Below are 20,978 nucleotides of genomic sequence, written 5' to 3' on the forward strand. Positions count from 1 at the left end.
ATAGAAATCATGACAAGTAAATTTTTGATTCCCGTCGCGATTGCTATTATTTCAATTATATTAGGCATAGTTATTGGTTATGTTATCCGTAAAAGTGCTTGGGAGAAAAAAGCCCGGAACGCCCAAAACGATGCCGATCATATTTTAAGCGAAGCTAAAGCACGAGTTGATGCTGCAAAAGCTGAAGTCAATGCACAGAAGCAAGCGGCTGATGCTATAAAACAAAGTGCACAAAACACAAAGAAAGAAAAGATTCTTGAAGCTCAAGAGCAAATTCAGGATTACCGACAAAAAGTTGAAGATGAATTAAACGATAAGCGTGATACAATTGCGCGTGATCAAAATCGTTTAACACAAAGAGAGGATACTCTCGATCATAAGAACTCTTTGCTAAAAGAAAAAGAGGACGATTTAGCTAAAAAAGACGAACAGCTAGAAAAAAAGCAAACTGAATTAACCACTAAATTACAAAAAACTGATGAATTAGTTGAACAGACTACGCAAAAGCTTTATGAAGTAGCCCATTTAGACAAGGAACAGGCTAAAAAGCTGGTTCTAAATCAATTAGCAGATGAGCTAGTCAAAGAGCGGGCTGAAATGATTAGCAACAGCAATGAAGAAGTAAAAGCGAAGGCTGATCATTATGCTCGTAAAATAATTATTGATGCTATTCAAAGCAGCTCAGCTGATACAGTGGCTGAAACCACAGTATCAGTGGTAGATTTACCTAATGAAGAAATGAAGGGTCGAATTATTGGTCGTGAAGGACGCAATATTAGATCATTTGAAGCACTCACAGGAGTAGATTTAATAATTGATGATACTCCTAAAGTTGTAACACTAAGCGGTTTTGATGCGATTAGGCGTGAAATTGCTAAAAGGGCAATGGAACGCCTGATTAAAGACGGACGAATTCATCCGGCTAGAATTGAAGAGACAGTTGATAAGGCTCGTAAAGAAGTTAATGATGACATTTACGAAGCGGGCGAAAGCGCTCTAATGGAGTTAGGGATTCATAAAATGAATCCTGAGTTGGTTAAAATATTGGGTAGGCTCAAATACCGGACATCTTATGGTCAAAATGTATTGGGACACTCAATTGAAGTTGCAAAGTTAGCTGGAACAATGGCTGCGGAGCTTGGATTAAATGAAAAATTAGCGGTTCGCGCGGGATTATTACACGATATTGGAAAAGCAGTCGACCATGATATTGAAGGTTCACACGTAGAAATAGGTGTGGAATTGACAAGAAAATATCATGAGCCGGATGTGGTTGTTAATGCAATTGCGGCGCATCACGGGGATGTGCCTAAATTATCATTTATTGCTGAATTGGTAGTGGCAGCAGATACGATTTCTTCTGCAAGACCTGGTGCCAGAAGTGAAAGTTTGGAGAATTACATTAGAAGACTGACTGACCTTGAGCAAATAGCAAATAGGTATGATGGAGTTAAACAGGCATACGCTATTCAAGCTGGGCGAGAAGTACGGGTGATGGTTGAACCCGATAAGATTTCAGACGATCGCATTACAGTTTTAGCACGTGATATTCGTAATCAGATTGAAAAAGAACTTGATTACCCAGGTAATATTAAAATAACAGTTATTCGTGAAAAACGTGCTGTATCAATTGCAAAATAAAGAAAAAGGATTGAACTAAAGAATTCAATCCTTTTTAGTTGTAATTTGTGCATTTTTATTCCACCCTGTATAATTAAGACAACTATAAATGAAAGTAGCCGACCATGTTTAAAATTATTGTTGAATTATTCTTTTTGGTGATTATCCAAGCAGCGATTACGCCTTTTATTAGAAGATTAGCTTTTGTATTAGGTGCAGTCGACATTCCCAACAAAAGAAGGGTAAACAAAAAACCAATGCCGACTTTAGGCGGATTGGGTATTTTTGTGACTTTTAATATTGGTGCTTTTATTCTTTTACGTGATCAATTTCCTACACACGAGGCGTTCAGTATCCTTCTAGGTTCTAGCGTAATCGTTCTAACTGGTATAATCGACGATATTATGGAATTGAAGCCAAGACAAAAAATGCTGGGCATCTTTATTGGCGCCTTAGTCATTTATTTTCTTGCCGGCATCAAAATGAATGTTCTCAATCTGCCATTTTTAAATAAACAAATAAATTTAGGTTGGTGGAGTTTACCAATTACTATTTTTTGGATATTGGCCTTAACTAATGCAGTTGACCTCATTGACGGTCTTGATGGCTTGGCAGACGGCGTTTCAATGATTTCACTGATAACAATGGGAATTGTCGGTTATTTCTTTTTGCATACGGGGCAGCTCTATATTCCAATCGGTTGTTTCATGCTGGCAGCCTGTTTACTTGGTTTTTTACCATACAACTTTCATCCGGCAAAAATATTTTTAGGTGACACTGGTGCACTATATATTGGGTTTATGATTGCGGTTTTTTCGCTTAAAGGTTTAAAAAATGTCACCTTTATCTCGTTATTAGTACCTGTCACTATTTTAGGCGTGCCGATCACAGATACTATTTACGCCATGATACGCCGCAAATTAAATAACCGACCTGTCTCTCAAGCAGATAAGCACCATTTACACCACCAATTAATGAAAATGGGTTTGACACACAGGCAAACTGTTTTAACCATTTACGCGTTGTCACTTATTTTTTCATTTATTTCCCTCTTATTCTTGCTGTCACCAATGTGGGGGATGTGGGTCCTAATTGCTGGTCTGGCTGTTGCTCTAGAATTTTTCGTGGAGTCAATTGGACTGCTGGGGGAAAAATATAAACCGCTGATGAATTTGACGCAAAAATTAATCAATTCCCGGAGTAAGAAAGACCCTACTGTAGAAGTTTGGCACCTTGGGCAAGATAAGCCTGAACAATTAAAAAAGAAAAAGAAAGATTAAGTTGGAATGGATTCACAAACACTTGTGGGTCTTTTTTTATTGGTCGTGATAATTGAAATTAGCAATGTCAATTTCATTATACCTTTTGGGCACCAGTTCAAAATTTACTTTGCCAGCTAGCAGATTGTTTAAGTCATTTTTAAGCTGCTCTAATTTATTTTCATCAATAAAGAGCGTAATGGCTACCTTGACGCCATATTCTATTTGATCAATAAAAATTTGATTTTGATTTAAATAGTACTGAATCTCATCAAAATTTTTATAATCCACCTGAAATTTAAGGCCTTGCTGCTGAACACGTTTAACCACGCCTATTGCTTCTGCAGCTTTTGTCACACTGTTGGAATAAGCGCGAATTAACCCTCCGGCTCCTAATTTAATTCCGCCAAAATACCGGGTAACAACAACGGTAACATTTTTAAGTTTCATCAATTGCAATGCTTTTAATTCTGGTACTCCCGCTGTTCCTGAGGGCTCACCGTTGTCACTGGCTTTGACCTGGTCATCATTTAGCCCGATTGTATAAGCAAAGGTATTATGAGTGGCGTCATGATATTTTTGCGAAATAGTAGCAATTGCCTGATCTGCTTCTTCAACCGTTTGCGTTCGAACTAGAGTGGCAATAAAGCGACTTTTCTTGATGATTATTTCATGTGTGCCGTTTTGTTTGATAGTTAAGTAATTTTGCTGTTCTTTCAAAAGATTTTTCTCCTTTTTGCGTATTTAATAATTGGAGGACAGAAATGGAAAATATCTCTCACCTTGCTGGTCGTCAATGGCTTAGCAGTCAGATGGATTGTAGCATAAAGGAAGGCTTAACTAAAACTAGGGCAATCAAGCATGGGCACTGCTTACGTTGCGGGGCAAGGGTTTATGCTAAATTACCCAATGGCAAAAAGTATTGCAGGGCTTGTATTGGTTTAGGAAGAATAGTTACAGATGATTTCTTAATACGCAATGAACAAACAATTAAGTTTCCTGCAAAAGAAAATGGGGGGTTGACTTGGAAAGGACAGCTGACTAATTCACAGACAAGAATAGCACGCAATTTAATTTGTAATTATGTTGCTAAAAGAGATTCACTTGTTCATGCTGTAACTGGTGCCGGTAAGACAGAAATGTTATTTCCACTGGTAGCTTATAGTTTAAAAAACGGTGAAAGGTGCTGTATTGCCACTCCCCGCATTGACGTTGTTAATGAACTCTATCCTCGTTTTAAAGCTGCTTTTGGTGAGATAAAAATTGGTAAATATCACGGGCGCGAATATCAAGAACCTGAAGCAGACCAATTAACGCTTTGTACAACACACCAATTATTAAAATACTTTCATGCCTTTGATTTATTAATAATTGATGAGTCAGATTCTTTTCCTTACGTTAACAACTCTATGCTTCATTTTGCCGCCCAAAATGCCATTAAGCTTACTGGTAAAAGGGTATTTCTCACTGCTACGCCTACCGGTGATTTATTATCCTCTGTCAAAGCAGGAAAGATCCACCTTTTAAAATTAAAAAGACGCTTTCATGGTCAGCCCTTACCCGTACCTAAGGAAAAGTTGTTTTTACGTCCTTTTTTGCGTGACCAAAAAATTAACTCCCGCCTGACAGCTGAGATTATTAAAGTCATTCAAGCAGGACACCCGTTACTCCTTTTTGTTCCGAGAATTAATCAGATTGGGCCTTATATCGCCGCACTCAAAAAAATACCGGAGCTTGCTGAAATTAAAATTGCCGGTGTACATGCAAATGACGCTGAAAGAATTGTCAAAGTCGACCAATTTAGAAGTGGGCAAATACAATTATTAGTTACTACTACAATTTTAGAACGCGGGGTAACTTTCAATCATGTGTGGGTCATTGTTGTGCAGGCAGATGATAAAATTTATACTTCTTCAAGTTTAGTACAAATTGCGGGTAGAGTAGGACGCGCTAAAAATGATCCCGAGGGTCTAGTGCTGTTTTGTTATCAAAAATACACTTCTTGTATTCGCACTGCCATGAAGCAAATTCGCGGGATGAATCAATGACCAAGTGTTTATTATGCGGGCGATATTATACTGCAAAATTATCATTTACCAGCCTGTTTTCTATTAGCAAATGTCAGGAGGGCGGCATTTGTCCGAACTGCCTGTCAAAGTTCGATCCAGTGCCTGCTCAGCATTGCCCTATTTGTTATGGCAAAGCAGAAAATAATGAATTGTGCCTAGATTGCAGAAACTGGCGCCAGCTTTATGGGAATGATTTGTTAAGCAATCAGTCTGTATATTTATATAACGCGGCTTTCCATGACCTAATGGTGAATTATAAACGTTATGGTGATTATTATTTGTCTTATGCTTTACAAACTCTCTGTTCAAATCAACTGAATAAAATAAAAGCTGACCTTTATATTCCTATTCCTACTTCTTCTGAACATATTGCTAAAAGACAATTTGATACCATCAGTGCTATTTACGATAATCTGGTTCCGCTGACGCATATGCTGAGTAAGATATCCGGATTTGGAGCTCAAGGAGAAAAAAATCGTCTTGAAAGATTAGCAAGTAAACAAACTTTTTTTGTTAAGGAAAACTTTAAAGTTGATAGGAAAAGTTACCGGGTTCTTTTATTAGATGATATCTATACTACAGGCAGAACACTTTACCACGCGCGTGACGCTTTGAAAAAAGTTCTGCCCAATGCAAAAATTAGTAGTTTTACCTTATGCAGATAGAATAAAATTGTTCAGCGCTTTCATGTTTTGTTATAATTTTGCTATAATAAAGGTAACATAAGACTGCATAAGCAGTTGAAAGGAGAATCTCAAATGTTAAAGTATAATGTTCGTGGTGAAAATATTGAGGTAACTGATGCTTTAAGAAGTTATGTTGAAAAGCGCCTTAAGAAATTGGAAAAATATTTCGATTTAAATCAGGATATGATTGCCCATGTAAATTTGAAGGTTTATCGTGATCATAAGGCTAAAGTTGAGGTCACCATACCACTACCATACTTAGTATTGAGAGCTGAAGAAACAACTGACGATATGTACCGGAGCATTGACTTTGTTTCTGAAAAATTAGAAAGACAAATCAGAAAGTACAAGACCCGTGTAAATCGTAAGAGTCGTGAAAAAGGTTTTAATGATTTCTTCGTTGAGAGCGCTGAAGAAAGTTCAAAAGATAAAGATAAAGAGAATAACGAATTTACAATTGTACGTAATAAGCAAATAGGTTTAAAACCTATGAGCCCAGAAGAAGCTATTTTACAAATGAACATGCTTGAGCATGATTTCTTTGTTTTCCAAGATGGTGAAACTAACGGCACCAGTGTGGTTTATCGCAGAAATGATGGTCGTTACGGTTTGATTGAAACAAAATAAAAATAATATAATTCAAGCAAGGGCCCCGCATTTAGTGTGAGGTCTTTGTTTTGTTTATTTTTAATTTAGCGCTAATCATGGTAAAATTATCTTGTGTTTTTATACTTTAACTACATATAAGGATCGATTAAATGGTAAACATTTTAAAGAAACTATACAATAACGATAAAAGAGAACTGAAAAAATTTGAAAAAATTGCTAGTAAAGTGGAAAGTCATGCTGAAGAGTATGGCAAACTTTCAGATGAGGAATTACAGGCAAAAACACCTGAATTTCGTGACCGTTTGCAAAACGGTGAGAGCTTAGATTCACTTTTGCCAGAGGCTTTTGCAGTTGCTCGAGAAGGTGCTAAACGAGTATTAGGGTTATATCCGTTTCACGTTCAAGTGCTAGGTGGTATTGCCTTACACTATGGTAACATTGCCGAAATGATGACCGGTGAAGGTAAGACATTAACTGCGACTATGCCTGTGTATTTAAATGCCTTAACTGGCAAGGGCGTTCACGTTGTTACCGTCAACGAATACTTGTCAAGTCGTGATGCTGAGGAAATGGGTCAACTATATAAGTGGCTCGGTTTAACTGTTGGTCTTAACTTGAATGCCATGTCACCTGATGAAAAAAGAGAAGCCTACAGCTGCGATGTAACTTATTCCACCAACTCTGAACTCGGCTTTGATTATTTGCGTGACAATATGGTTGTTTACAAAGAGCAAATGGTTCAACGTGAACTTAACTATGCTATCATCGATGAGGTTGACTCAATTTTGATTGATGAAGCCAGAACGCCATTAATTATTTCAGGTGAAGCTGAACAGGCAAACGGTGATTACATCCGTGCTGATCGTTTTGTTAAAACTCTTCAAGAAGATAAGAGTGACGATGATGCAGATGATGATAAAGATTATGGTGACTATAAAATTGACTGGCCGACTAAAACCATTTCTTTAACTAGGACAGGTATTCAAAAAGCCTGTGACCATTTCGGCCTTAAAAATCTTTACGATGTTGAAAATCAAAAATTGGTTCACCATATCGATCAATCTTTGCGCGCAAATTATATTATGCTCAAAGATATTGATTATGTGGTCCAAGATGGCGAAGTCTTAATCGTTGATTCTTTCACTGGGCGTGTTATGCAAGGTCGGCGTTATTCTGACGGATTGCACCAGGCTATTGAAGCTAAAGAAGGCGTAAAAATTCAGGAAGAATCCAAGACGCAAGCCACAATTACTTACCAAAACTTCTTTAGAATGTACAAAAAGCTGGCGGGAATGACCGGTACTGCTAAAACTGAAGAAGAAGAATTCCGTGAAATTTACAATATGCAGGTAATTACTGTCCCAACTAACCGTCCACTAATTAGAAAGGATAATCCTGATATTCTTTACCCGACTTTGTCATCGAAATTTGCGGCAGTCGTTAATGAAATTAAGGAACGTCATAGTAATGGTCAACCAGTTCTAGTTGGTACCGTTGCGGTTGAAAGCTCTGAAAGACTAAGTAAATTGCTGGACAAAGAAGGAATTCCACACGCTGTTTTAAATGCTAAAAATCACGCTAAAGAAGCTCAAATTATTATGAATGCGGGACAACGTGGTGCGGTTACTATTGCCACCAACATGGCTGGTCGTGGTACTGACATCAAATTGGGGCCTGGTGTCAAAGAATTAGGCGGACTTTCAGTTATTGGTACTGAGCGTCATGAATCACGTAGAATTGATAATCAATTGCGTGGTCGGTCTGGTCGTCAGGGTGATCCCGGTGTTACACGTTTTTACCTTTCACTTGAAGATGATCTGATGAAACGTTTCGGTGGCGACAGAGTTAAAGACTTCCTTGACCGTTTGTCTGATAACGATGATGATAAGGTAATCGAGAGCCGCTTAATTACAAGGCAAGTTGAATCAGCGCAAAAACGGGTTGAAGGAAATAACTATGATACTCGTAAACAAACACTGCAATACGATGATGTTATGCGTATTCAACGTGAAATTATTTACGGTGAACGGATGCAGGTTATTGGAGAAGATAAGTCTCTTAAAGATGTACTAATTCCGATGATCCGCCGCACTATCAATAGCCAAGTGGATATGTTTACACAGGGCGATCGCAGTAAATGGCGACTTGATTCCTTACGGGACTTCATCTCATCCAGTTTGACCAATGAAGAAGAAACTGATGCAATTGACTTCAAGACAATAACGGTTCCTGATTTGAAGCAGAAACTGTATGATATCGTTGAAGCAAATTATGAAGAAAAAGAAGAAATTTTAGCTGATCCTTCAGACATGCTTGAGTTTGAAAAAGTAGTTATTTTACGAGTCGTAGACGACCGCTGGACTGATCATATAGATGCTATGGATCAATTGCGCCAATCAATTAGTTTACGGGGATATGGTCAGTTGAATCCACTGGTTGAATATCAGGATTCAGGCTACAACATGTTTGAAGAAATGATTTCAAATATTGAGTTTGACGTAACTCGCTTATTTATGAAAGCTGAAATTAGACAAAATCTTAGTCGTTAATAATTAAGATGGAAGAGAAAGCAGCTGCTTTCTCTTTTTTACTGAAAATTTATGGGATAAAGGAGTTCATGCAACTAATGGAATTAAGCGAAATTCAAAATGATTTAGATAATTTAAAAAAGCGATTAGATCGCTTTAGGGGGTCTCTTTGACCTAGATTCTATTAATGAAAATATCATTGTAAATGAAAATAAAATGCAGGAACCATCGTTTTGGGATGATCAAGAAAAAGCGCAAAGTTTGATTAGCGCAACCAATTTATTAAAGGAAAAACGCGATTCTTTTATTAAATTGCAGACTGACTATCAAAATGAAATAACAGCAGTTGAATTACTGCGAGAAGAACCAGATAAAGATTTGCAAGATGAAGTAGAAACTGATTTGCAAAAATTACAATCTGAATTTCACAATTACGAATTAGATTTGCTCTTGTCGGGCAAGTATGATAGTCATAATGCCTTGATCGAAATTCACCCAGGTGCTGGTGGCACTGAAGCGATGGACTGGGGACAAATGCTGTTAAGAATGTATCAGCGCTATGCGGATATTTGCGGTTTTAAGTTTGAAATAAATAATTATGAACCTGGCGAAGAAGCAGGCCTTAAAAGCGTCAGCGCTAAAGTTAGTGGTAAGAATGCGTATGGCTTAATGAAGTCTGAAAACGGTGTCCACCGCTTAGTAAGAATTTCACCATTTGATTCCGCTAAAAGAAGGCATACATCCTTTGCATCGGTAGAAGTTATTCCAGAAATTGATGATAGTATTAAAGTTGATATCAATCCCAAGGATTTGCGGATTGATGTTTACCGTTCTAGTGGTGCTGGGGGCCAGCACATTAACAAGACTTCAAGTGCTGTCAGAATTACCCACTTGCCCACAGGGTTTGTGACCACATCACAAGCTCAGCGTTCACAACTGCAGAACCGTGAAACCGCCATGAATGAACTGAGAGCAAAGCTGTTTCACTTGGAAGAAGAAAAAAAGCGTCAGCATAAGCAGGCGCTTAAAGGTGATCAAAAAGAAATTGGTTGGGGCTCCCAAATTCGTTCTTATGTTTTTCATCCTTACAATTTGGTTAAAGATTTACGTACAGGCTATGAAACCTCAGATACAAGTGGTGTAATGGATGGCAAGCTGCAACCATTTGTTTATTCATATTTGCAATGGCTTCTGAGCCAGGAGAATCCAGAGTAGGTGATTAAATGAGTTTTTGGGGAATTGTTGGTTTAGTTTTTCTAGCTGTGGTGATTTTAAGTTTTATTTTCGCACTATTTCACATGTTCTTTATGATATTGCCGGCAGCTTTAGTAATTATCGGTATCATTTGGTTGATCAATCATTTTACTAAAAAAGATGATGACAATATGAGTGCTAATTCTAATTTTGATCAGTGGCATAATTGGAGTGAAAATAAAGAACCCCGACCAAAACGTAAAAAAGTACGGGATGCTAAAACTAAAGATGTCGACAAGTAAAAAAAGGGGCATTTTAAGATGACAAACTCAGTTAAACTAAAAAATCTAATTCGTGATAATAAAATTGTCCACGTTGTGCAAGGAAAACAATATATTCAAGATAAAGAAATTGTAGTATCTGATATTTATAGACCCGGATTAGAGTTGACAGGCTACTTTGATTTTTATCCGCGCCAGCGTATTCAGTTACTGGGAAGAACTGAAATTTCTTATGCCGCCAGATTAGATCATGATAGTTTGGTCCAAGTGTTTAATAAACTTTGCACACCTGAGACACCGTGTTTCTTTGTTTCCCGTTCATTGCGAGTACCACCAGAATTGGCGCAAGCTGCTGAAGAAGCTAAAATTCCTATCTTGTCTTCACCTGAGTCAACTACTTATGTTTCCAGTATTTTGACTGAATATTTAAGAGAAAGACTGGCTGTGCGAGATACAATTCATGGGGTTTTAATTGAAGTTAAAGGTATGGGCGTCCTGTTAACAGGTGATTCCGGTGTGGGTAAGTCTGAAACGGCATTGGGCTTGATACATCGTGGTCACCGTTTAATCGCCGATGACCGCGTTGATGTCTACCAAAAAGACGTTGAAACAGTCATGGGTGAAGCGCCGGCAATATTAAAGCATTTAATGGAAATTCGCGGTATTGGGATCATTGATGTAATGGATTTGTTCGGAGTTGGTGCGGTTAAAAACCGTGAAAGTATCCAGTTGGTGATCAAACTAGTTAATTGGGACAATCAAGCAAATTATGACCGTTTAGGTTTTGAGGAAAGTAAACGTGATATTTGCAACGTTGAAGTACCTCAAATTACAATCCCTGTAAAAGTCGGCCGTAACATGGAAGATATTATTGAAATTGCCACAATGAATTTTCGGGCAAAAAGAAGTGGTTACAACGCGACTAGGACATTTGACAACAATTTAACCAAATTAATTAAGCAAAATTCTAAAAACGATTCAAAAAAGGAAAGTAATAAATGACATTGACAATCAATCCCGTAGCCTTTAACCTAGGAAATTTAAGTGTCAAATGGTATGGCGTCATTATGGCGCTGGCTATTATTTTAGCCGTGTCAATGGCAATTATTGAAGGACGAAAAAGGCAGATCGAAAGTGACGATTTTGTCGATTTGCTCTTGTGGGCTGTCCCCTTGGGCTATGTTGGTGCACGAATTTATTATGTTATTTTTGAATGGCAATATTATGCGCAGCATCCAGACCAAATAATTGCTATTTGGAATGGGGGCATTGCGATCTATGGCGGTTTACTTGCCGGCTTAGTGGTTCTATTAATTTTTTGCTACAAAAAGATGCTGCCGCCATTTTTGATGCTTGATATCATTACTCCAGGAGTAATGGCTGCCCAAATTTTGGGTCGTTGGGGTAATTTTATTAATCAGGAAGCACACGGTGGTCCCACAACTTTGAGTTTTCTCCAAAGTTTGCATTTACCGAATTTTATTATTAGTCAAATGAAAATTAATGGGATCTATTACCAGCCAACCTTTTTATATGAATCATTTTTTAACTTAATTGGTTTAATATTAATTTTGGTTCTAAGGCATAAAAAGCATTTGTTTAAACAAGGTGAAATTTTTATGCTTTATTTAGCATGGTATTCCGTCGTTCGTTTCTTTGTAGAAGGTATGAGAACGGATAGTTTGTATCTTTGGGGATCAATCAGAGTTTCACAGCTCCTTAGCTTGATACTCCTGATGATTGTCATCGGATTGTTTATTTATCGCAGAAAAGTTGTTAAACCCAAATGGTATCTTGATGGCAGTGGCCTAAAATATCCCTATAATCGAGATTAAATATTAGTATTAGTTGAAAGAGAGTTAACGAATGACAAAAATTGCAGTTTTAGGAGCAGGTTCTTGGGGCACAGTGTTGGGCTCTATGCTGGCTGATAAAGGCTATGACATTGTACTGTATGGTAACAATGAAAAAGTTAATCAGGAAATTAATGAAAGTCATACGAATGAACATTACATGAAAAATTGGCATGTAAATGAGGCCGCTACAGCAACGAGTGATTTGAATGAAGCTTTAAGTGGAGCAGAAATTATTTTATTTGTTCTTCCTACTCAAGCAATTCGTAGCGTTGCCCAAAATGTAAGTAAAATTCTAGCACAAAGGAAAGATAAACCACTTATAGTAACTGCTACCAAAGGAATTGAACCGGGTTCTAAAAAGTTAATTTCTGAAATTTTGACTGAGGAAATTTATCCCAATGATGAAGACAAGATTGTAGCGATTTCCGGACCAAGCCATGCCGAGAGTGTGGCACAAAAAGATTTAACCGCAATCTCTTGTGCTTCAACGAGTATGAAAAACGCTCAAAAAGTTCAGGAATTATTTTCAAATGACTATTTCCGTTTATATACTAATAATGATCTGATAGGCGTTGAAGTTGCGGGAGCTGTTAAGAACGTAATTGCGATTGCAGCCGGTATTCTGGTAGGTAAGCACTATGGAGATGATGCTAAAGCTGCGCTTATGACAAGAGGTTTAGCTGAAATTACCCGTTTGGGTGTGAATTATTTCGGAGCTGATCCTATGACGTTTAGTGGACTTTCAGGTATAGGTGATTTGATTGTTACTTGTACTTCGGTTAATTCACGTAATTGGCGCTGTGGTAAGCAACTGGGTGAGGGCAAGAGTTTAGACTATGTTTTACAAAATATGGGTCAAGTAGTTGAAGGCGCAACTACTGTCAAAGCAGTGCACGAGCTATGCCAAGAAAAACAGATTGATATGCCAATTAGTGAAGCAATATACCGCGTTTTATACCAAAATGCTGATGTTGATTCTGAAATAGCTCAGATGATGGGTAGAAGTCCTAAACAGGAAATTAGACTTTGAGAGCGATATCGTTGTAATATTACTTACGAAAAATAAGAAAGTGCTGAAGGTGAAATTATGACTAAAAAATACGATGTAATCATTATTGGAGCGGGCCCCGGTGGACTTACAGCCGCTTTATATGCTTCTCGGGCTAATTTATCCGTTTTGATATTGGATCGAGGTTTGTATGGCGGGCAAATGAATAATACGGATGCAATAGATAATTATCCGGGCTTCAGTGAGATTAAGGGTCCTGAACTGGGCGAAAAAATGTATAATTCAATCATGAAATTTGGCGCAAAGTTTGAATATGGTGATGTTCAAACAGTTACGCTAGATGGGGACCAAAAAATAGTCAAAACTGATACTGCCGAATACAGCACACCCGCTCTTATTATCGCTACCGGAGCAGATCACCGTCACTTAAATGTGCCGGGTGAAGATGAATATTCAGGTAAAGGCGTTTCTTACTGTGCTGTTTGTGATGCTGCTTTCTTCAGAGACGAAGATATTGCGGTTATTGGCGGTGGCGATTCAGCTATTGAAGAAGGTATTTATTTGGCTCAGAGTGCTAAATCTGTCACGGTTATTCATCGGCGGGACCAATTACGTGCGCAACCCACATTACAAAAACGGGCTTTTGCCAACTCTAAGATGAATTTTATTTGGAACGGGTTAACGCAATCCATTGACGGCGATGGCGATAAAGTTACCGGTGTAACTTATAAAGACAAGGAAACCGGTGCTGAGAAACATATTAAAGTTCGAGGCGTCTTTATTTATGTTGGCGTTATTCCGCAGACAGCGCCATTTAAGGACTTAGGCGTGACAGATGAAAATGGTTGGATTCCTACTGATGAGCACATGAGAACTAAAGTTGATGGTATCTTTGCTTTAGGTGATGTCCGGGCGAAGGATTTACGGCAAATTGCCAATGCTGTGGGTGACGGCAGTATTGCTGGTCAACAAGCATATAATTATTTACAGGATCTGAATGATCGTAAAATTTAAAGATTAAAAAAAGAATTTAGTTAAAACTGAATTCTTTTTTTATTTTTACAGATAGCAATAATGATAAATGCTAGAATAGAGTTTATGTAAACGAATTTATTGCTAGAAAAAGGGGTACATTGCTGAAATGAAGGCAGAAGAAACTTTTCAAGAATGGCAGCAGGCGCACAATCTGCCAGATTATTTACAAGATCAATTGCAAGAACTTGGTAAAAATCCCAAATGGATTAATGATGCATTTGGTCAAGACATTAATTTTGGTACAGCTGGAATGCGCGGCAGGCTCGAGCCGGGAATTAATCGTATTAATATCTATACCATTGGGCGAGTAACAGAAGGCTTGGCACGTTTAATTAATGAAAAAGGAGCAAAAGCGCAAAAAGATGGTGTGGTCATTGCTTACGATTCGCGCTATCATTCCCGCGATTTTGCGGAACATGCCGCACGAATATTGGGTGCGCATAAAATTCATGTTTATCTATTTGATGATTTACGACCGACGCCTGAATTATCTTTTGCTGTGAGATACCTTCATGCTTCTGCCGGAATTAATATTACTGCTTCTCACAATGCCAAAGAATACAATGGCTACAAAGTCTATGGCCCTGATGGTGCCCAGATGGGACCTGAAGATGCCAGTCGCGTTTTTGCTTATGCTCAAAAAGTAACTAATATTTTTACCGTTAAAACTGCTCCGATTGCACGATTGCGCTCGCAAGGAGTTTTGCAATTGATTGGTGAAGATATTGATGAGGTTTATTTAGCGCAACTAAAAACTGTAAATGTTAATAGTGAACTGATACAAAAAAACGCTCATAAGTTAACGATTATTTACTCACCATTACATGGGACAGGTAAAATGTTATATGATCGGGCTTTTAGACAAAATGGTTTTACAAATGTGTTCCCAGTTCCCAGCCAAGCAATTATTGATCCGGAATTTCCCACGACCATCAAACCCAATCCAGAATACCGTGATGTGTTTGATCCTGGCATCAAACTGGCAAATGAAAAAAATGCTAATCTAATCATTGCTACTGATCCTGATGCAGATCGTATGGGTGCCTGCGTGCGCACAAAAAATGGCGACTTTCAAGTTTTAACCGGGAACCAGATTGCTACGCTCATGATCTATTATCTGCTGGTTAATTTAAAAGATAAGGGGCAATTATCTGCCGATTATGAGCTGATTACTTCGATTGTTTCCAGTAGTATGCCACTTAAAATTGCAAAAGATTTTGGTATCAGAACAAAGTCGGTGTTAACTGGTTTTAAATTTATTGGTGAAGAAATTGACCGTATGAGCAAGATGCACGACGGTAAGTTTTTAATGGGCTTTGAAGAAAGCTATGGTTATCTTTTCAAACCTTTTGCACGTGATAAAGATGCGATGCAAGGCGCTTTAATGTTTGCGGAAGTGGCATCTTATTATGCTGCTAGAAACATGACTGTATTAGACGGCCTTAATGAAATCTGGCAAAAATACGGCACTTCTTATGAAATTACCAAGGCGATTGAAATGCCGGGAATTGGCGGACAAAAGAAAATGGCAGAATTGATGGCTAAATTGCGTTCAGAGAATTTGCAAGAGCTAAATGGGGTCAAAGTCAATAAAATTCAAGACTTTTTAAAACAACAGGAAATTGTTGGTGGTACGGTTAAGCCACTTACGGGACTACCAAAATCTAATGTATTGAAATACTTTTTGGCTGATGAAACTTGGTTAGCTTTAAGACCATCTGGCACAGAGCCAGTAATTAAAGCTTATGTTGGTGTCAATAAACCTAATATTGAGCTTGCACACCAAGCAGCTGAGAATTATCAAAATGCTTTGGCAGAACTGTTAAAATAAAACAAAAAGAGTGCGAAAATATGTTCGAGAGTGTAAAATAGAATACGTCAAATAAGAGTTGGGCTTTATTTGTCCAACTTTTTCTACGAGGAGTCTTTCGATGATTAAACGACAAGAAGAACGTAAATTTGAACTAGTTTCTAAATTCAGTCCAGCGGGTGATCAGCAACAGGCTATTGATAAATTGGCTGCTGGCTTTAAAAAAGGCTATAAGGAGCAAATTCTGGAAGGTGCAACCGGTACGGGCAAAACTTTCACAATGGCGAACATTATTGCTAAATTGAATAAACCTACTTTAGTTATTTCTCACAATAAAACTTTGGTTGGTCAGCTTTATGGCGAATTTAAAGAATTCTTTCCGCATAATGCTGTCGATTATTTTGTTTCCTACTATGATTACTACCAGCCGGAAGCGTATGTGCCCCAATCGGATACATATATTGAAAAGGACTCATCTATCAACGATGAAATTGATCAATTACGTCACCAAGCTACCAGCGATTTGATGGAACGTAATGACGTGATTGTTGTGGCATCTGTTTCGTGTATCTATGGTTTAGGTGATCCTAAGGAATATGCTGCCAGTGTAATCACGGTTCACGAGGGTGAGGAATATAACAGAAATACGTTGCTGCGCGATTTAGTCAATATTCAATACGATCGCAATGATATTGACTTTCAACGCGGTCGTTTTCGCGTTCGTGGAGACGTCGTAGAAGTTTTTCCTGCTGGTAATTCTAATCATGCTTATCGTATTGAATTTTTCGGGGATGAAATTGATAGAATTGTTGAAGTGGACTCACTAACAGGAGAAGTAATTGGTGAAAGAGAAAGTATATCATTATTTCCTGCTACCCACTTTATGACCAATGAAGAACAGATGAGGCGCGCTCTTAAAGCTATTTCACAGGAAATGAAAATTCAAGTGAAAAATTTTGAAGGTCAAGGTAAATTGCTTGAGGCAGAACGTATTAAACAGCGCACTACTTTTGACATGGAAATGATGGGTGAAGTTGGTTACACCAATGGCATCGAGAACTATTCGCGTCATATGGAAGGAAGAAAAGAAGGAGAGCCGCCTTATACCTTATTAGACTTCTTTCCTGATGACTTTTTGATTTTAATTGATGAGTCTCATGCCACTATGCCTGAAATCCGAGCAATGTATAACGGCGACCGCAATCGGAAAAAAACTTTAATTGACTATGGTTTCCGTTTACCTTCTGCGCTTGATAACAGACCATTGAAACTGGCTGAATTTGAAAAGCACGTTAACCAGATTTTATATGTTTCAGCAACTCCAGGAGATTATGAATTAGCACGGACAAATCATAAAGTTGAGCAAATCATCAGACCGACCGGTTTGCTTGACCCTAAAATTGAGGTCAAACCTGTTGAGGGGCAAATTGATGATTTAGTGGCTGAAATCAACAAGCGCATTGAAAGAAATGAACGTGTCTTTGTCACCACTTTAACCAAAAAGATGGCTGAAGACCTAACAGATTATTTGAAAGATCTGGGCATTAAAGTGCAATATTTGCACTCTGACGTGAAGACGCTGGAACGGATGCAAATATTGCGTGATTTGCGTATGGGCAAGTACGATGTGCTAATTGGTATTAACCTATTACGTGAAGGTATTGATGTGCCGGAAGTTTCTTTGGTCGCAATTCTTGATGCTGATAAGGAAGGCTTTTTGCGTGCTTACAGACCATTAGTGCAGACTATGGGTCGCGCTTCCAGAAACGCTGATGGTGCTGTGATCATGTATGCTGACACGGTTACTGATTCGATGCGGCAAGCGATTGAAGCAACACAGAGAAGACGGCAATTACAGATCAAGTTTAATAAAGAACATGGTATGAAACCCAAGACCATCGTTAAGCCAATCAGAGATGTCATTTCTGCTACTAAAGTGGCAGATGAAGATGTTCAAAGCGATAGCTTCGCTGATTTGAACTTTGATGAATTAACTGTCAAACAAAAGAGAACCATGATTAAAGACTTACGTAAGCAAATGCAAGAAGCTGCCAAGAAACTGGACTTTGAGGGCGCTGCAACTTTGCGGGATGCAATCATGGAATTGGAGAGTTCAACTAGAAGCCCAATTAAGAAAAAAGGAAAAGCATTAAATGGTAAATGATAAGATTGTTATTCGGGGTGCACGTGAACATAATTTAAAAGATATTAACCTTTCTATCCCTAAGGATAAATTGGTTGTGATTACGGGTTTATCTGGTTCTGGAAAAAGTTCGTTAGCCTTTGATACATTATATGCTGAAGGGCGCAGAAGATACGTTCAGTCCTTATCAAGTTATGCCCGCCAATTTTTAGGACAAATGGATAAACCAGATGTTGATTCAATTGATGGCCTTAATCCTGCAATTTCAATTGATCAAAAAACTACTTCCCATAACCCGCGTTCAACTGTTGGTACTGTTACTGAAATAAACGATTATCTCAGACTTTTGTGGGCGAGAGTAGGTCATCCTGTGTGTCCTAATGATGGTACTCTAATTGAACGTCAATCTGTAGAACAAATGGTTAACCGCATTTTGGCATTGCCTGAAAGAAGCCGTATTCAAATTTTAGCACCGGTAATCAGGTCTAAACGTGGTGCGCACAAAGAAGTATTTAAACGCGTACAACGTGCTGGCTACGTGCGCGTCATCGTTGATGGTGAAATGCACGAGATTGGTGAAAAATTTGATTTAGAAAAAAATAAGCGCCATTCAATCGACATTGTGGTTGATCGTTTGATCGTCAAAGATGGTATCCGCTCGCGACTTTTTGATTCAGTAGAAGCTGCTCTGCGTCTATCAGATGGCTACATGAATGTTGATGTTATTGGCGGCGATTTAATCAGCTTTTCAGAGTATTATGCTTGTCCTAAATGTGGTTTTACCGTGGGAGAGATGGAGCCCAGGCTATTTTCCTTTAATGCACCATTTGGTGCTTGTCCTGACTGTGATGGTTTAGGTGTTAAGTTAGCAGTTGATGAAGATTTAGTAGTGCCTGATAAAAGCAAAACTTTAGCTGAAGGAGCTATTGCACCGTGGAAGAATTCCAAGTATTACGGGGAAATGCTAGAGCAGGCATGTAGTGCTTTAAAAATACCAGTTGATAGACCGTTTAGTAAGCTGACTAAAAAGCAAAGAGAAACAATTTTGCATGGTTCTACTAAGAAAATTAAGTTTCACGTTACTGGTGATTTTGGAGTCAATGATACTACCGCACCCTTTGAAGGTGCTATGGAAAATGTAGAAAGACGTTATTATCATCCCATGTCAAAATTTATGCGGGATGTAATGGGCAAGTACATGACCGAACTCACTTGTTCAACATGTCATGGCAAAAGGTTAAATCGTAAAGCGTTAGCAGTTAAAGTAAACGGTAAGGATATCGCTGAAGCGTCAGAATTAGCAATTAGTCATGCCCTGGAATTTTTCACCGATATTAAGTTGGATGAGCAAGAGAATATAATTGCTAAGCCGATATTAAAAGAAGTACGTGATAGATTAACTTTCTTGAATAGTGTGGGATTAGACTACCTGACATTGTCACGTTCAGCTAATACCTTATCTGGTGGTGAAGCACAAAGAATAAGGCTAGCGACCCAAATTGGTTCTAATCTTTCAGGAGTAATGTACGTTTTAGATGAGCCTTCAATTGGTTTGCATCAACGCGATAATGACAGGTTGATTGCTGCTTTAAAACGGATGCGTGATTTAGGCAACTCGTTGATTGTCGTCGAACACGATGATGAAACAATGAGGCAAGCTGATTATTTAATTGACATGGGACCAGGCGCTGGAACTTATGGTGGAGAAATTATGGCTGCCGGCACTCCAGCAGAAGTTGAACATAATGAAAAGTCACTGACTGGACAATACATGGCCGGTAAAAAATTTGTCCCCGTACCTTTAAAAAGACGCAAGGGTAATGGTAAAAAGATCATTGTTACAGGTGCAGCCGAGAATAATCTTAAAAATCTTAAGGTTGAATTTCCTTTAGGGAAGTTAATTGTGGTTACAGGAGTTTCCGGTTCTGGTAAATCAACTTTGGTTAACATGATTTTAAAACGGGCTCTAGCCCAAAAAATAAACCGCAACCAAACTAAACCGGGTAAATATAAGACGATCAGCGGTTATCAAAACATCGAAAAGATTATTGATATTGACCAAAGCCCGATTGGGCGTACGCCTCGTAGTAACCCTGCTACTTATACCAGCGTTTTCGATGACATCAGAGCTTTATTTGCTCAAACTAACGAAGCTAAACTCCGTGGCTACACTAAGGCGCGTTTTTCATTTAACGTTAAGGGTGGACGTTGTGAGGCTTGTCATGGAGATGGCATTATCAAAATTGAAATGAACTTCTTACCGGATGTTTATGTTCCTTGTGAAGTTTGTCATGGTAGCCGCTACAATTCTGAAACTTTAGAAGTTTCCTATCGTAAGAAAAATATTGCGCAAGTGCTGGATATGACTATCAGTGAGGCCTGCTCATTTTTTAAGAATATTCCTAAAATTGCGCGCAAGTTGCAAACAATTGTTGATGTGGGGCTTGGCTATGTCAAGCTCGGACAGTCAGCTACTACCTTGTCTGGTGGTGAAGCGCAAAGAATGAAACTGGCCGCTGAACTGCAAAAATTGTCAACTGGGAAGAATTTCTATATTCTGGATGAACCAACGACCGGACTACATACTGATGATATCAAGCGACTGCTAGAAGTTCTACAAAGACTAGTTGATCAAGGTAATACGGTTTTAATAATTGAACACAATCTTGACGTGATTAAAAATGCTGATTGGTTAATTGATTTGGGTCCTGAAGGCGGCGAAGGCGGCGGTCAAATAGTTGCTACAGGCACACCTGAACAGGTAGCACAAGTTAAGGAAAGCTATACTGGTCAATACTTGAAGCCAGTGCTTAAGCGGGACACAGCTTTAACAAAAAAGGCCAGCCAAAAAACAAGCAAATAGTATTAATTGATTCTGA

16 protein-coding genes are annotated in these 20,978 nt (G+C 38.4%); 15 read left to right on the forward strand and 1 reads right to left on the reverse strand.

What is annotated here, in order from left to right:
• Positions 1–9 precede the first annotated feature (9 nt).
• Entirely contained in the window at positions 10–1,641 is a 1,632-nt protein-coding gene (gene rny / locus DLD54_RS03100) for a ribonuclease Y (protein ID WP_109918183.1), read from the forward strand.
• Positions 1,642–1,745: 104 nt separating this feature from the next.
• On the forward strand, positions 1,746–2,900 hold the full coding sequence (locus DLD54_RS03105) for a glycosyltransferase family 4 protein (protein WP_038521883.1): 1,155 nt from the start codon (positions 1,746–1,748) through the stop codon (positions 2,898–2,900).
• A 36-nt stretch (positions 2,901–2,936) separates the two neighbouring features.
• Here DLD54_RS03105 and DLD54_RS03110 read toward each other — a convergent pair whose 3' ends face one another.
• Positions 2,937–3,599 (reverse strand): YigZ family protein, encoded by a 663-nt coding sequence (locus DLD54_RS03110; RefSeq protein WP_109918184.1) that lies wholly within the window; start codon positions 3,597–3,599, stop codon positions 2,937–2,939.
• Positions 3,600–3,643: 44 nt separating this feature from the next.
• On the opposite strand from DLD54_RS03110, the gene DLD54_RS03115 reads away from it, so the two are divergent.
• From DLD54_RS03115 to uvrA, 13 genes are all read left to right on the forward strand, one after another.
• The gene (locus tag DLD54_RS03115) at positions 3,644–4,927 is read left to right on the forward strand and encodes a helicase-related protein (protein WP_109918185.1); all 1,284 of its coding nucleotides are present in this window, start codon (positions 3,644–3,646) and stop codon (positions 4,925–4,927) included.
• The gene (locus tag DLD54_RS03120; RefSeq protein ID WP_109918186.1) at positions 4,924–5,613 is read left to right on the forward strand and encodes a ComFC family protein; all 690 of its coding nucleotides are present in this window, start codon (positions 4,924–4,926) and stop codon (positions 5,611–5,613) included. Before DLD54_RS03115 ends, DLD54_RS03120 begins: the two co-directional genes overlap by 4 nt.
• A 93-nt stretch (positions 5,614–5,706) precedes the next feature.
• Positions 5,707–6,261 (forward strand): ribosome hibernation-promoting factor, HPF/YfiA family, encoded by a 555-nt coding sequence (hpf, locus tag DLD54_RS03125; protein WP_109918187.1) that lies wholly within the window; start codon positions 5,707–5,709, stop codon positions 6,259–6,261.
• A 131-nt stretch (positions 6,262–6,392) separates the two neighbouring features.
• Positions 6,393–8,792, forward strand: coding sequence for a preprotein translocase subunit SecA (gene secA / locus DLD54_RS03130; protein WP_109918188.1), 2,400 nt, complete (start codon positions 6,393–6,395; stop codon positions 8,790–8,792).
• A gap of 77 nt (positions 8,793–8,869) precedes the next feature.
• A protein-coding gene (gene prfB, locus DLD54_RS03135; RefSeq protein WP_109918189.1) for a peptide chain release factor 2 occupies positions 8,870–9,986 on the forward strand; the annotation gives its coding sequence in 2 pieces (ribosomal slippage) (positions 8,870–8,941 and positions 8,943–9,986; 1,116 coding nt in all).
• Between the two features lie 8 nt (positions 9,987–9,994).
• Complete coding sequence (locus tag DLD54_RS03140; RefSeq protein WP_109918190.1) at positions 9,995–10,267, forward strand: hypothetical protein; 273 nt, start codon at positions 9,995–9,997, stop codon at positions 10,265–10,267.
• An 18-nt stretch (positions 10,268–10,285) separates the two neighbouring features.
• On the forward strand, positions 10,286–11,248 hold the full coding sequence (gene hprK / locus DLD54_RS03145; protein WP_109918191.1) for an HPr(Ser) kinase/phosphatase: 963 nt from the start codon (positions 10,286–10,288) through the stop codon (positions 11,246–11,248).
• Positions 11,245–12,081 (forward strand): prolipoprotein diacylglyceryl transferase, encoded by an 837-nt coding sequence (lgt, locus tag DLD54_RS03150; protein WP_109918192.1) that lies wholly within the window; start codon positions 11,245–11,247, stop codon positions 12,079–12,081. The genes hprK and lgt overlap by 4 nt, the downstream gene beginning before the upstream one ends.
• 31 nt (positions 12,082–12,112) lie before the next feature.
• The gene (locus DLD54_RS03155; RefSeq protein WP_109918193.1) at positions 12,113–13,132 is read left to right on the forward strand and encodes an NAD(P)H-dependent glycerol-3-phosphate dehydrogenase; all 1,020 of its coding nucleotides are present in this window, start codon (positions 12,113–12,115) and stop codon (positions 13,130–13,132) included.
• Between the two features lie 57 nt (positions 13,133–13,189).
• Positions 13,190–14,125, forward strand: a complete 936-nt coding sequence (gene trxB, locus DLD54_RS03160) for a thioredoxin-disulfide reductase (protein WP_109918194.1) — start codon at positions 13,190–13,192, stop codon at positions 14,123–14,125.
• A gap of 127 nt (positions 14,126–14,252) precedes the next feature.
• Positions 14,253–15,977 carry a phospho-sugar mutase gene (locus tag DLD54_RS03165; RefSeq protein WP_109918195.1) on the forward strand — a complete coding sequence of 575 codons (1,725 nt, stop codon included), beginning with the start codon at positions 14,253–14,255 and terminating at the stop codon, positions 15,975–15,977.
• Positions 15,978–16,077: 100 nt separating this feature from the next.
• A complete protein-coding gene (gene uvrB / locus DLD54_RS03170) occupies positions 16,078–18,120 on the forward strand; it encodes an excinuclease ABC subunit UvrB (RefSeq protein ID WP_109918196.1) in 2,043 nt (680 codons plus the stop codon).
• The gene (gene uvrA, locus DLD54_RS03175) at positions 18,110–20,962 is read left to right on the forward strand and encodes an excinuclease ABC subunit UvrA (RefSeq protein ID WP_109918197.1); all 2,853 of its coding nucleotides are present in this window, start codon (positions 18,110–18,112) and stop codon (positions 20,960–20,962) included. Before uvrB ends, uvrA begins: the two co-directional genes overlap by 11 nt.
• Positions 20,963–20,978: the final 16 nt, after the last annotated feature.

Origin of the sequence: Lactobacillus helsingborgensis, from assembly GCF_003173695.1 — a bacterium.
Lineage (GTDB): Bacteria > Bacillota > Bacilli > Lactobacillales > Lactobacillaceae > Lactobacillus > Lactobacillus helsingborgensis.

Excerpts from the sequence above, each read along its gene's own strand:
- secA (WP_109918188.1), top strand. The coding sequence starts at position 6,393 with ATGGTAAACATTTTAAAGAAACTATACAATAACGATAAAAGAGAACTG.
- DLD54_RS03140 (WP_109918190.1), top strand. The coding sequence starts at position 9,995 with ATGAGTTTTTGGGGAATTGTTGGTTTAGTTTTTCTAGCTGTGGTGATT.
- lgt (WP_109918192.1), top strand. The coding sequence starts at position 11,245 with ATGACATTGACAATCAATCCCGTAGCCTTTAACCTAGGAAATTTAAGT.
- DLD54_RS03120 (WP_109918186.1), top strand. The coding sequence starts at position 4,924 with ATGACCAAGTGTTTATTATGCGGGCGATATTATACTGCAAAATTATCA.
- uvrA (WP_109918197.1), top strand. The coding sequence starts at position 18,110 with ATGGTAAATGATAAGATTGTTATTCGGGGTGCACGTGAACATAATTTA.
- rny (WP_109918183.1), top strand. The coding sequence starts at position 10 with ATGACAAGTAAATTTTTGATTCCCGTCGCGATTGCTATTATTTCAATT.
- DLD54_RS03155 (WP_109918193.1), top strand. The coding sequence starts at position 12,113 with ATGACAAAAATTGCAGTTTTAGGAGCAGGTTCTTGGGGCACAGTGTTG.
- DLD54_RS03165 (WP_109918195.1), top strand. The coding sequence starts at position 14,253 with ATGAAGGCAGAAGAAACTTTTCAAGAATGGCAGCAGGCGCACAATCTG.
- trxB (WP_109918194.1), top strand. The coding sequence starts at position 13,190 with ATGACTAAAAAATACGATGTAATCATTATTGGAGCGGGCCCCGGTGGA.
- hpf (WP_109918187.1), top strand. The coding sequence starts at position 5,707 with ATGTTAAAGTATAATGTTCGTGGTGAAAATATTGAGGTAACTGATGCT.
- hprK (WP_109918191.1), top strand. The coding sequence starts at position 10,286 with ATGACAAACTCAGTTAAACTAAAAAATCTAATTCGTGATAATAAAATT.
- DLD54_RS03105 (WP_038521883.1), top strand. The coding sequence starts at position 1,746 with ATGTTTAAAATTATTGTTGAATTATTCTTTTTGGTGATTATCCAAGCA.
- DLD54_RS03115 (WP_109918185.1), top strand. The coding sequence starts at position 3,644 with ATGGAAAATATCTCTCACCTTGCTGGTCGTCAATGGCTTAGCAGTCAG.
- uvrB (WP_109918196.1), top strand. The coding sequence starts at position 16,078 with ATGATTAAACGACAAGAAGAACGTAAATTTGAACTAGTTTCTAAATTC.